The organism is Pseudomonas sp., assembly GCF_049590575.1.
Lineage (GTDB): Bacteria > Pseudomonadota > Gammaproteobacteria > Pseudomonadales > Pseudomonadaceae > Aquipseudomonas.
This window is the reverse complement of the sequence record NZ_JBAWDE010000361.1, coordinates 17,830-30,161: the sequence shown is the minus strand read 5'-3', so window position 1 is coordinate 30,161 and position 12,332 is coordinate 17,830. Positions and strand designations below refer to the sequence as shown.

At 63.2% G+C, this 12,332-nt stretch carries 12 protein-coding genes; 6 read left to right on the top strand and 6 right to left on the bottom strand.

The window, feature by feature from the left end; genetic code table 11:
• The 6 genes from WBR57_RS24925 to WBR57_RS24900 all read right to left on the bottom strand — a co-directional run.
• The coding region (locus tag WBR57_RS24925) for an Hpt domain-containing protein (protein WP_424087577.1) at positions 1–457 on the bottom strand (457 nt) is incomplete at its 3' end.
• Positions 454–1,155, bottom strand: a complete 702-nt coding sequence (locus tag WBR57_RS24920; protein WP_424087575.1) for a chemotaxis protein CheW — start codon at positions 1,153–1,155, stop codon at positions 454–456. The genes WBR57_RS24925 and WBR57_RS24920, both read right to left, overlap by 4 nt.
• On the bottom strand, positions 1,152–2,411 hold the full coding sequence (locus tag WBR57_RS24915) for a CheR family methyltransferase (protein ID WP_424087571.1): 1,260 nt from the start codon (positions 2,409–2,411) through the stop codon (positions 1,152–1,154). Before WBR57_RS24915 ends, WBR57_RS24920 begins: the two co-directional genes overlap by 4 nt.
• Complete coding sequence (locus tag WBR57_RS24910) at positions 2,408–2,920, bottom strand: chemotaxis protein CheW (RefSeq protein ID WP_424087569.1); 513 nt, start codon at positions 2,918–2,920, stop codon at positions 2,408–2,410. Before WBR57_RS24910 ends, WBR57_RS24915 begins: the two co-directional genes overlap by 4 nt.
• Positions 2,920–4,542, bottom strand: coding sequence for a methyl-accepting chemotaxis protein (locus WBR57_RS24905; protein ID WP_424087567.1), 1,623 nt, complete (start codon positions 4,540–4,542; stop codon positions 2,920–2,922). The genes WBR57_RS24910 and WBR57_RS24905 overlap by 1 nt, the downstream gene beginning before the upstream one ends.
• A 232-nt stretch (positions 4,543–4,774) precedes the next feature.
• A complete protein-coding gene (locus WBR57_RS24900; protein ID WP_424087565.1) occupies positions 4,775–5,482 on the bottom strand; it encodes a tellurite resistance TerB family protein in 708 nt (235 codons plus the stop codon).
• 168 nt (positions 5,483–5,650) lie between these two features.
• Here WBR57_RS24900 and WBR57_RS24895 point away from each other — a divergent pair, with 168 nt between their 5' ends.
• The 6 genes from WBR57_RS24895 to WBR57_RS24870 all read left to right on the top strand — a co-directional run bounded on the left by WBR57_RS24895 (position 5,651) and on the right by WBR57_RS24870 (position 12,281).
• Complete coding sequence (locus WBR57_RS24895) at positions 5,651–6,562, top strand: LysR family transcriptional regulator (RefSeq protein ID WP_424087564.1); 912 nt, start codon at positions 5,651–5,653, stop codon at positions 6,560–6,562.
• A gap of 132 nt (positions 6,563–6,694) precedes the next feature.
• Entirely contained in the window at positions 6,695–8,152 is a 1,458-nt protein-coding gene (locus WBR57_RS24890) for a gamma-aminobutyraldehyde dehydrogenase (RefSeq protein WP_424087562.1), read from the top strand.
• A 72-nt stretch (positions 8,153–8,224) separates the two neighbouring features.
• Positions 8,225–9,376, top strand: coding sequence for a putative ABC transporter substrate-binding protein YdcS (ydcS, locus tag WBR57_RS24885; RefSeq protein WP_424087560.1), 1,152 nt, complete (start codon positions 8,225–8,227; stop codon positions 9,374–9,376).
• Positions 9,377–9,516: 140 nt separating this feature from the next.
• Positions 9,517–10,551, top strand: a complete 1,035-nt coding sequence (locus tag WBR57_RS24880) for an ABC transporter ATP-binding protein (RefSeq protein ID WP_424087557.1) — start codon at positions 9,517–9,519, stop codon at positions 10,549–10,551.
• 1 nt (position 10,552) lies between these two features.
• The gene (locus WBR57_RS24875) at positions 10,553–11,482 is read left to right on the top strand and encodes an ABC transporter permease (protein WP_424087555.1); all 930 of its coding nucleotides are present in this window, start codon (positions 10,553–10,555) and stop codon (positions 11,480–11,482) included.
• Positions 11,472–12,281: an ABC transporter permease gene (locus tag WBR57_RS24870; protein ID WP_065938730.1), complete on the top strand. Its 810-nt coding sequence runs from the start codon at positions 11,472–11,474 to the stop codon at positions 12,279–12,281. Before WBR57_RS24875 ends, WBR57_RS24870 begins: the two co-directional genes overlap by 11 nt.
• The last annotated feature ends 51 nt before the right edge of the window (positions 12,282–12,332 follow it).

The following is a 12,332-nucleotide window of genomic DNA, read 5'->3' as shown; positions in this document are numbered from 1 at the left end:
CTTCAACGCTGGGCGCGGGGGGCGGCTCGGGCAGCGGAGCGGGCGGCGCGACCTTGGCGCTCAACTGCGATGGATCGAGCAAACGCTCCATCAGCGCCACATACGCTTCGATATCCGCCGGGCCCACGTCGTTACCGGGTGTGGCGATGCGCATCAGCAGGTCAGTGCCTTGCAGCAGCGCGTCGATATGTTCGGGTTGCAGGTACAGCCGGGCTTCCTGGGCGCTGACCAGGCAATCCTCCATCACGTGGGCCACGCTGACCCCGGCGTCCACCCCCACGATGCGTGCCGCGCCCTTGAGCGAGTGCGCGGCGCGCATGCAGGCTTCGAGCTGGTCGGCCTGGGTCGGGTTGCGCTCCAGGGCCAGCAGGCCCGCGCTCAATACCTGGGTCTGCGCATCGGCTTCCAGGCTGAACAGTTCCAGCAGCGAGGCATCGCGCATCTGGTCGGGGGTCATGTGAGGCTCCGGGTCACGGCGGACAACAATTGCGCCTCGTCCAGCCAACGCAGGCTGCGGCCTTTCCACTGCAATACACCCTGGGTGAAGCGGCCACTGGCCTGGGTGCCCGAGGCCGACGCGGCCTTCAAGGTGCGTTCGTCGATGGCATGGATGCCGTCGACTTCGTCCACCGGCACCACCACCGGGCCGTCCTGTGCGGCGATGATCAACATGCGCGGCATGATCCGCCCGCCCGTTGCGCCGCTGCCGGTGCTGTCCAGGCCCAACAGCTCCACCAGCGACAGGCACGCCACCAGCGCACCGCGCACATTGGCCACGCCCAGCAACGCACGCGAACGCTGATGCGGCAAGGAGTGGATCGGCTGCAACGGCGCCACTTCCACCAGGCAACGGGTGGCGATGCCCAGCCATTCTTCACCCAGGCGGAACATCAGCAAGGAGCGTGTAACCACCTCTTCGTCGCGCTCCACCGCGGCCTGCGGGTGGCGGTCGTCCTGCTGCAGGGCGTAGCGGTCCAGCAGGCGCGTGGCGGCAGCGGAGTACACCGAGCAGTTGCGACAGTGAATATGCTCGGCCAGCAACGGGCAGGATTTGTCGCCATGAATGCCGATGCGGTTCCAGCAATCGTCGATGGCTTGGGTGTCGGCCAGGGTCAGGTCCAGGCCGGTGGTGTCGAGCGCGTCTGGGCTACTCATGATTTGTGCTCACTGTCAGCTCGCTCGCTACGCGCGGCCCGCGCCTGCAACCGGCGCGCCCCCGCGCTATCGCCCTGGGACTCAAGCAACGCGGCCAGGTGCATCAAGGCCTGCGAATGCTGGGGCTCCAGGTACAAGGCTTTTCGATAATAACCCTGGGCTTCCAGGGCGCTGCCGGCCACATCGCTGAGCAGCCCCAGCCAGTAAAACACCTGGGCGGCCGGCGGGTGGTTGTTCAGGTACTGCTCGCACGCTGCCCGGGCCTCGGCACTTTTGCCTTCGTTGGCCAGGGTGGCGATGCGGCTGAGCAAGGTGCTCGCGTCGGACGGCGTTGCCGTGATCGGCACCACCTGGGCACTGGCGCTGCTGAACGGCCGCGGCTTGAGCGGGATCGCGGCCGCACTGCGCTGAGGCAGCGGCGCAGGCAATGACATTGGCGCAGGCTCGGGCTGTTGCGGTGCCCCATGCCGGCTGAAGGCAAAGGACTGCGGTACGCCAATCGAACGCATGCCGTGGCGCCCCAGCAGGCTACCCTCGGCAGGCCCGATGAACAGCACGCCGTCCACGTGGGTCAGGCCCTTGAGCACGTCGAATACTTGCTTCTGGGTGGGCTGGTCGAAGTAGATCAGCAGGTTGCGGCAGAACACAAAGTCGTAGCTCGCCTCGTTGGCCAGCAGCGCCGGGTCGAGCAAGTTGCCGACTTGCAGGCGCACCTGTTCGCGCACTCGGTCGGCAATGTGAAAGCCGTCGCTGTGCTCAATGAAGTGGCGGTCGCGAAACGCAATGTCGCTGCCGCGAAACGAGTTCTTGCCGTACACCCCGCGCCGCGCACGCTCCACCGACAGCGGGCTGACGTCCATGCCCTGCACCTTGAACTGGTGCGGCGCGAGGCCGGCGTCCAGCAGCGCCATGGCAATCGAATAGGGTTCTTCGCCGGTGGAGCACGGCAGACTGAGGATGCGCAGCGCGCGCATCTGCTTGATTTCGACCAGCCGCTCCTTGGCCAGGCGGGCCAGGGTCGCAAAGGATTCGGGGTAACGGAAAAACCAGGTTTCGGGGACGATCACCGCTTCGATCAGCGCCTGCTGCTCATCGTGGGAGCTTTGCAGGTGCTGCCAGTAATGGTCGGCGGTCAGTGCCTGGACGACCTGGGTGCGCTGGCGCACCGCACGCTCGATGATCGCCTCGCCCACCGAGGCCACGTCCAGGCCGATGCGCTCCTTGAGAAAGGCAAAAAAGCGCGGGTCGCTGCTCATTGGCTCGACCCGGCGGCAAACAGCAAGGTACGCACCGGCTCGGTGAGCAATTCGTTGACGCCGATCCACTGCATCAAACCCAGCGCATCCTCGCGCACCAGCCCCAGGTACGGCGCCTCGCGGTTGTCCAGGCCGTAGGGTTTGAACTCCCCGAGGTCGCAACGCAGGGTGTCGGTGGCCTGTTCGAGTATCAAGCCCAGCCAGCGGGCGTCGACCCACGGCTGCGGCTGGTAGTTGACCAGCACCAGCCGCGTGCTGGTACGCGCCTGGGCCGGTGTGCCGAAGGTCAGCGCGCTGAGGTCGATGACCGGCACCATTGCACCGCGATGGGCAAAGATGCCCGCGACCCACAGCGGCGCGTGGGCAATCGGCTTCAGAGGCAGACGCGGCAGTACTTCGGCCACTTCCGTGGCCCTGAGGGCGAAACGGTCGCTGCCGATGTTGAACACCAGGAACAACGCCTTTTTCGCTGCCGGGACGGCGCCGCGTTTAGCCGCGAGGTCGCTCATCAGACTTTGAAACGCGAAACGCCGCTGCGCAGACCGACCGCAACCTGGCTCAGTTCATCAATGGCAAAGCTGGCCTGGCGCAGCGACTCCACGGTCTGGCTGCTGGCATCGCCGAGCTGCACCAGCGCATGGTTGATCTGCTCGGCGCCGGTGGCCTGGGCCTGCATGCCTTCGTTGACCATCAACACCCGCGGCGCCAGCGCCTGCACCTGGTGGATGATCTGCGAGAGTTGTTCGCCCACTTGCTGCACTTCGAACATGCCGCGGCGGACTTCTTCGGAGAACTTGTCCATGCCCATCACCCCCGCCGACACGGCCGACTGGATCTCGCGCACCATCTGCTCGATGTCGTAGGTGGCGACGGCGGTCTGGTCGGCCAGGCGCCGCACTTCGGTGGCGACCACGGCAAACCCGCGACCGTATTCACCGGCCTTCTCGGCCTCGATGGCGGCGTTGAGCGACAGCAGGTTGGTCTGGTCGGCCACCTTGACGATGGTCACCACCACCTGGTTGATGTTGCCGGCCTTCTCATTGAGGATCGCCAGCTTGGCGTTGACCAGGTCGGCGGCGCCCATCACCGAGTGCATGGTTTCTTCCATGCGCGCCAGGCCTTGCTGGCCGGAACCGGCGGCCACCGACGCCTGGTCGGCGGCGGTGGAGACTTCGGTCATGGTGCGCACCAGGTCTTTGGACGTGGCGGCGATCTCCCGCGAAGTCGCGCCGATCTCAGTGGTGGTTGCGGCGGTTTCAGTGGCCGTGGCCTGCTGCTGCTTGGAGGTGGCGGCAATCTCGGTGACCGAAGTGGTCACCTGCACCGACGAGCGCTGGGCCTGGGACACCAGGGCCGTGAGCTCGGTCATCATGTCGTTGAAGCCGGTTTCGACGGCACCGAATTCGTCCTTGCGCTCCAGGTTCAGGCGTTTGCTCAGGTCGCCGGTGCGCATGGTTTCGAGGATGTCGACGATGCGTTGCATTGGCGCCATGATCGCGCGCATCAGCAGCAAGCCACACAGGCCGGCAGCCAGGATGGCGATGATCAGCGACACCGCCATGCTGATCTTGGCCGACAGCACTGCCTCGTCGATGGCCGCTGTGGCACGGTCAGACACATTTTTGTTTTCAGTAATGATGTCATTGAGTTTCATGCGACCTTCGGTCCAGATCGGCGTCAACTGCTCTTCAAGCAATGTGTTCGCACCCGGCAGGTCATTTGCTTCAACGCGCTCCAGCACTTCGGCCAGGACCTTGTTGTAGTTGATGTGCGCGGCCTTGAAGTTATCGAACTCCATGCGGTCGGCCTGGTCATGAATGGTTTTTTCATAGTTGGCCATCTGCTGTTCAATGCGCGCTTCGAAGGACTTGTAGTCGCTCTTGTCGGTATTGGTGAAGGTTTTTTCTTCGCGCAGACCGATGATGTCGATGGTCTGCAAATAGCTGTCGACCCACGCGCTGCGGATCATCGAACTTAAGTAAACCCCCGGCACCGCATCGTCGCGGACCGCTTCCTGGCTGACTTCGATCTTCAGCAACCGTGAGTAGGACACCACGACCATCAGCAGCATGATCGCGATAATGACCGCAAAGCTCGCCAAAATCCGTTGGCGCAAGGTCCAGTTCTTCACAGTAATTCCTCGAAGTGCCATTCAAATGAGGGGGAGTATAGCTGAGCAGAAGCCCTCATTAATCAACGGGTTTTGATGTAGCGCTCACAGAATGCAACGTCAGGCAGTGCACAGGCAAATATGGGAGGGGGCCGGCTCCCGATGGCGGTGTGTCAGTCAGCTTGCCTTTAGCTGACCCACCGCTATCGGGGGCAAGCCCCCTCCCACATTTTGAATGGTGTACAACCCGTGATTACTGGGTCAGTCGCACCTGTTTTTCCAGCTCTGCCTTCAAGCCGGGTTCCAGTTTGAGTTGGCGCGCGAGTTCATCCAGGTACGCCTTCTCCATGAAATTCTCCTCATCCACCAGCATCACGCTGGCGATGTACATCTCGGCAGCCAGTTCCGGGGTGCTGGCAGCGCGGGCCACGTCGGCCGGGTCGAGGGGTTTGTTCAGCTCGGCATGCAGCCATTGCTGCAGTTCGCGGTCGTTGTCCAGCTTGGTGAACTCGCCCTCGATCAACTCGCGCTCACGTTCGTCCACGTGGCCGTCGGCCTTGGCGGCAGCGACCAGGGCCTTGAGAATGCCTTGGCTGTGTTGCTCGACCTGGGCCGGTGGCAGGCGGTCGATGGTTTGCGGCTCGCCCTGGGGAGCATTGGCCTGCTGCGCCTGCCAGTTGCCGTAGGCTTTATAGGCAATCACGCCCAGCGCCGCCAGGCCACCATAGGTCAGGGCCTTGCCGCCGAATTTGCGCGCCTTTTTATTGCCCATCAACAACCCCATCGCACCGGCCGCCAGGGCGCCGCCGCCTGCGCCGCCGAGCAAACTGCCGAGGCCGCCACCGCCGAGCAGGCCGCCGAGGGCGCCTTTATCGTCTGACTTGCGCTGGCCGCCAGCCTTGTTTTGCAACATGTCCTGGCCAGACTTGAGCAACTGATCGAGCAATCCACGGGTATTCATTCGCAGCCTCCGGAGACTTGGGTTAGTAGGACCAATAGGCCCTCAGCGTAAAACTAAGTGCCAAAAAGCCGGTATCTAGAGTGCTTCGAGATGTAACGCCGCTGCCCTTCGCTAAAATCGATATACACTCGAACAAATCTATAAAAACACCTCACTGGTAATTCCAGCATGATGACCTTGCGTCAAATCCGGCATTTTATCGCCGTGGCCGAGACCGGCTCGATCTCCGCCGCCGCGCAGACCGCGTTCATATCCCAGTCGACCCTGACCCTGGCGATCCAGCAATTGGAGCAGGAAATCGGCGTCCACCTGTTCAACCGCCACGCCAAGGGCATGACCCTGACCCACCAGGGCCACCAGTTCCTGCGCCAGGCGCACTTGATTCTCGCCACCGTCGACAACGCCAAGCGCAGCCTGCAACAGAGCACCGACCAAGTCGCCGGGCAGTTGATCATCGGCGTGACCAGCCTGGTCGCCGGCTATTACCTGGCGGATTTGCTCACCCGTTTCCAGCGCGCCTACCCCAATGTGGAAATCCGTGTGATGGAGGACGAGCGCCCGTATATCGAGCATCTGCTGGTCAGCGGCGAGATCGATGTGGGCGTGCTGATCCTGTCCAACCTCGAAGACCGCCACGCCCTGCAGACCGAAGTCCTGACCCACTCGCCCCACCGCCTGTGGCTACCGGCGCAACACCCGCTGCTGGAGCACGACAGTATCAACCTCGCCGACGTGGCGCGTGAGCCGCTGATTCAACTGAACGTCGACGAAATGGGCCACAACGCACAGCGCCTGTGGGCCGGCGCCGGGCTGCAACCGCGCGTAACCCTGCGCACCGCCTCCACCGAAGCGGTGCGCAGCCTGGTGGCGGCAGGCCTGGGCGTGTCGATCCAGCCGGACATGACCTACCGCCCCTGGTCGCTGGAGGGCGACATTATTGAAGCGCGGCCGATTGCCGACCTCAGCCAGACCCTCGACGTGGGCCTGGCCTGGCGCCGTGGCACAGCACGCCCGACGCTGGTCGACCCGTTCCTGACGGTAGCTCGCGAACAGCCGCACCCGCGCAAGCCATCTATTTAATCGAATGCTGCATTCAGTATTTAGTATTTGTTGACCTCGCGCCTGACCTCTACTCTCGCTTCATCCATAAGAGAAAGGTCAGGCCCTCGTAAGAGAACGCCCATGGCCACACAAGAAAAGAGATCGCGAAAAATGTCCGGCGCGCCCACCCCGCTGCTCACTGCGTTGCTGATCGACGGCGAACTGGTCCAGGGCCAGGGTTTCGTCGAACCGATCCTCAACCCGGCCACCGGTGAAGTCCTCACCCAGATCGCCGAAGCCAGCACCGAACAAGTCGAAGCCGCCATCCTCGCCGCCCACCGCGCCTTTGCCGGTTGGTCGCGGACCACGCCGCAGCAACGTTCGAACATTCTGCTGGGCATCGCCGACGCCATCGAAAAACAAGCCGACTACCTCGCCCGCCTGGAATCGCTGAACTGCGGCAAGCCTTTGCACCTGGCGCGCCAGGATGATTTGAGCGCCACCATCGACGTGTTCCGCTTCTTCGCCGGCGCCGTGCGCTGCCAGACCGGCCAGCTCAGCGGCGAATACCTGCCGGGCTACACCAGCATGGTGCGCCGCGATCCGATTGGCGTAGTCGCTTCGATTGCACCGTGGAACTACCCATTGATGATGGCCGCGTGGAAGATCGCCCCGGCGCTCGCTGCCGGTAATACCCTGGTGTTCAAGCCGTCGGAACATACGCCGCTGTCGATCCTGGCGCTCGCGCCGGTGCTCAAAGAGTTGTTGCCACGCGGGGTGATCAACATTCTGTGTGGCGGCGGCGAGGGCGTCGGCAGCCACTTGGTCAGCCACCCCAAGGTACGCATGGTGTCGCTGACCGGCGACATCGTGACCGGGCAGAAAATTCTGCAGGCCGCGTCGAAAACCCTGAAACGCACGCACCTGGAATTGGGCGGCAAGGCACCGGTAATCGTGTGCAACGACGCCGACCTGCAAGCCGTGGTCGACGGCGTGCGCGCCTACGGCTACTACAACGCGGGCCAGGACTGCACCGCCGCCTGCCGCCTCTACGCCCAGGCCGGGATCCACGACAAACTGGTCGCCGACCTCGGCGCCGCTGTCAGCAGCCTGCGCTTTGCCGGTAAACGCGATGCCGACAATGAACTTGGCCCGCTGATCAGCACGCGCCAGCGCGACCGCGTCGCCAGTTTTGTCGAACGCGCCCTCGGCCAGCCACATATCGAACGCGTCACCGGTGCCGCCGTGCATTCCGGCGCCGGCTTCTATTACCAGCCGACGCTGCTCGCCGGTTGCAAACAAAATGATGAAATCGTGCAGCGCGAAGTGTTCGGCCCGGTGGTCACCGTGACCCGCTTCGATGAGCTGGAGCAAGCGGTGGACTGGGCCAACGACTCCGAATACGGCCTGGCCTCGTCGGTCTGGACACAGAACCTGGACAAGGCCATGCAGGTGGCGGCGCGCCTGCAATACGGCTGCACCTGGATAAACAGCCATTTCATGCTGGTCAGCGAAATGCCCCACGGCGGCTTGAAGCGCTCGGGGTATGGGAAAGATCTGTCCAGCGATTCGCTACAGGACTACAGCGTGGTGCGGCACATCATGGCCCGCCACGGCCAGCATCTTTAAAACAACAACTAAGCTCTTGCACCACCGGTTGCAAAAACTGCCCCGACCATAATTAAAGAAGAGGGAACCCCCATGTCCGCGCACAAGACCGCACTGCTCAGTGCCTTGACCACCGCGCTGCTGGCCAGCGCCAGCCTTCAGGCCGCCGAACCGCTCAAGGCGGTCGGCGCGGGTGAAGGCCAGCTGGATATCGTCGCCTGGCCCGGCTATATCGAACGTGGCGAAAGCGACAAGGCCTACGACTGGGTCACTGGCTTCGAGAAGGAAACCGGCTGCAAGGTCAATGTGAAAACCGCCGCCACCTCTGACGAAATGGTCAGCCTGATGGCCAAGGGCGGCTATGACCTGGTCACCGCGTCCGGCGATGCGTCGCTGCGGCTGATCGGCGGCAAACGCGTGCAGCCGATCAATACGGCGCTGATCCCGAACTGGAAGAACATCGACCCGCGCCTGAAAGACGCGCCGTGGTACGTGGTCGGCCAGCAGACGTACGGCACGCCGTACCAATGGGGCCCGAACGTGTTGATGTACAACACCAACGTGTTCAAGACCGCGCCTACCAGCTGGAATGTGCTGTTCGACCCGCAGAACCTGCCCGACGGCAAGCCGAACAAAGGCCGCGTGCAAGCCTATGACGGCCCGATCTACATCGCCGACGCGGCGCTGTACCTCAAGAGCACCAAGCCGGAGCTGGGCATCCAGAGCCCCTACGAACTGACCGAAACCCAGTACAAGGCCGTGCTGGAACTGTTGCGCGCGCAGCAACCGTTGATCCACCGCTACTGGCACGACACCACCGTGCAAATGAGTGACTTCAAAAACGAAGGCGTGGTGGCCTCCAGCGCCTGGCCGTATCAGGTCAACGGCCTGGTCAACGAGAAACAGCCGATCGCCTCGACCATTCCCAAGGAAGGCGCGACCGGCTGGGCCGACACCACCATGTTGCACGCCGACGCCAAGCACCCCAACTGCGCCTACAAGTGGATGGACTGGTCGCTGCAGCCCAAGGTCCAGGGTGACGTAGCCGCCTGGTTCGGTTCGCTGCCGGCGGTGCCTGCGGCGTGCAAGGAAAGCGAGCTGCTCGGCGCTGGAGGCTGCAAAACCAACGGTTTCGACCAGTTCGACAAGATCGCCTTCTGGAAAACTCCGCAGGCTGAAGGCGGCAAGTTCGTGCCGTACAGCCGCTGGACCCAGGATTACATCGCGATCATGGGCGGCCGTTAAAACCCTGCAGACGGCATAGACCCCCTGTGGGAGGGGGGCAAGCCCCCCTCCCACATTGACCGCATTCACAGACGTTTTGTTTTTTCAGAAGTCCAGGCCGGGCCGCTGCGACGCCCCGCGCCTTTTTGGAGCACCGCACCATGACGCTTGCAGTCCAATTCACCCACGTTTCCCGTCAGTTCGGCGAAGTGAAAGCCGTTGACCGGGTTTGCATCGATATCCAGGACGGCGAGTTCTTTTCCATGCTCGGCCCTTCCGGCTCGGGCAAGACCACCTGCCTGCGCCTGATCGCAGGTTTCGAGCAGCCCAGCGCAGGCTCGATCCGTATTCATGGCGAGGAAGCCGCCGGCTTGCCGCCGTATCAGCGTGACGTCAACACCGTGTTCCAGGATTACGCGCTGTTCCCGCATATGAATGTGCGCGACAACGTGGCCTACGGCCTCAAGGTCAAGGGCGTGGGCAAGGCCGAACGCCTGCACCGCGCCGAAGAAGCCCTCGGCATGGTTGCCCTGGGCGGCTACGGCGAGCGCAAGCCGGTGCAACTCTCCGGCGGCCAGCGCCAGCGTGTGGCCCTGGCCCGCGCCCTGGTCAATCGCCCACGCGTGCTGCTGCTCGATGAGCCGCTGGGCGCCCTCGACTTGAAGCTGCGCGAACAGATGCAAAGCGAGCTGAAAAAGCTGCAACGCCAGCTCGGCATCACCTTTATTTTCGTGACCCACGACCAGACCGAAGCGCTGTCGATGTCCGACCGCGTGGCGGTGTTCAACAAGGGCCGTATCGAACAGGTCGATACGCCGCGCAACCTGTACATGAAGCCCGCCACCACCTTTGTTGCGGAGTTTGTCGGCACCTCCAACGTGCTTCGCGGCGAGCTGGCCCAGCGCCTCAGCGGTAGCCCGCAGCCGTTTTCGATCCGCCCGGAACACGTGCGTTTTGCCGATGGCCCGCTGGGTGCCGGCGAAGTCGAAATCAACGGCGTGCTGCACGACATCCAGTACCAGGGCAGCGCCACCCGCTATGAACTGAAACTGGAAAACGGCCAGGCCCTGAATATCAGCCAGGCCAACAACCAGTGGCTGGACATCAGCAGCGGCCATCAGGTCGGCCAGCCGATCACCGCGCGCTGGGCGCGGGAAGCCATGACCGCGCTGACCGACACCGCAGGCGAGGTGTGACATGAGCCTGGCCCTTTCCCAACCGCCGATGCGCAGGTTTTCCAACCTGCTGTACAAGAAGCCCAACCTGTACCTGGCGATGCTGCTGATCCCGCCGCTGATCTGGTTCGGCGCGATCTACCTCGGCTCGCTGCTGACCCTGCTGTGGCAGGGCTTCTACACCTTTGATGATTTCACCATGGCGGTCACCCCGGACCTGACCCTGGCCAACTTCGCCGCGCTGTTCCAGCCGTCGAACTTCGACATCATCCTGCGCACCCTGAGCATGGCGATCGTGGTGTCGATCGCCAGCGCCATCGTCGCCTTCCCGATTGCCTACTACATGGCGCGTTACACCACGGGCAAGACCAAGGCGTTTTTCTATATCGCGGTGATGATGCCGATGTGGGCCAGCTACATCGTCAAGGCCTATGCCTGGACCTTGCTGCTGGCCAAGGGCGGCGTGGCGCAGTGGTTCGTGCAGCACCTGGGCCTGGAGCCGGTGTTGCAGTTCGTACTGGGCATTCCCGGCGTGGGCGGCAGCACCTTGAGCACCTCGCACCTGGGGCGCTTTATGGTGTTCGTCTACATCTGGTTGCCGTTCATGATTTTGCCGATCCAGGCCTCGCTGGAGCGTTTGCCGCCGTCGTTGCTGCAAGCCTCCGCCGACCTGGGCGCCAAGCCGCGCCAGACCTTTCTGCAGGTGATTCTGCCGCTGTCGGTGCCGGGCATCGCGGCCGGTTCGATCTTTACGTTTTCACTGACCCTGGGCGATTTCATCGTGCCGCAGCTGGTCGGCCCGCCCGGTTATTTCGTCGGCGGCATGGTGTACGCCCAGCAAGGCGCCATCGGCAATATGCCCATGGCCGCGGCGTTTACCCTGGTGCCGATCGTGCTGATCGCGGTTTACCTGTCCATCGTCAAACGCCTGGGGGCCTTCGATGCACTCTGAAAAATCCAGCTTGAGTTTGAAGATCGCAGCCTGGGGCGGGTTGGTGTTTTTGCACTTCCCGATCCTGATCATCTTCCTCTACGCCTTCAATACCGAAGAAGCCGCGTTCAGCTTTCCGCCCCAGGGCTTTACCCTGAAGTGGTTCAGCGTGGCCTTCGCCCGGCCGGACGTGCTGGAAGCGATCAAGCTGTCATTGCAGATCGCCGCCATCGCCACCCTGATCGCCATGGTGCTCGGCACATTGGCTTCGGCAGCGCTGTATCGCCGTGAGTTCTTCGGCAAGCAAGGCGTGTCGCTGATGCTGATCCTGCCGATTGCGCTGCCGGGGATCATCACCGGTATCGCGCTGCTGGCGACCTTCAAGACGCTGGGCATCGAGCCCGGGATGTTCACCATCATCGTCGGCCACGCGACCTTTTGCGTGGTGATCGTCTACAACAACGTGATCGCGCGGTTGCGCCGCACTTCCCACAGCCTGATCGAAGCCTCGATGGACCTGGGCGCCGACGGCTGGCAGACCTTTCGCTACATCATCATGCCCAACCTGGGCTCGGCGCTGCTGGCCGGCGGCATGTTGGCGTTTGCGCTGTCGTTCGACGAAATCATCGTCACCACCTTCACCGCCGGCCACGAGCGCACCTTGCCGCTGTGGCTGCTCAACCAGCTGAGTCGCCCTCGCGACGTGCCGGTGACCAACGTGGTCGCGATGCTGGTGATGCTGGTCACGATGTTCCCGATTCTCGGTGCCTATTACCTGACCCGCGGCGGTGAAAGCGTGGCCGGGAGTGGCGGTAAATAACGGTGCTATTGAAGGAACACGGTTCAAATGTGGGAGGGGGCTTGCCCCCGA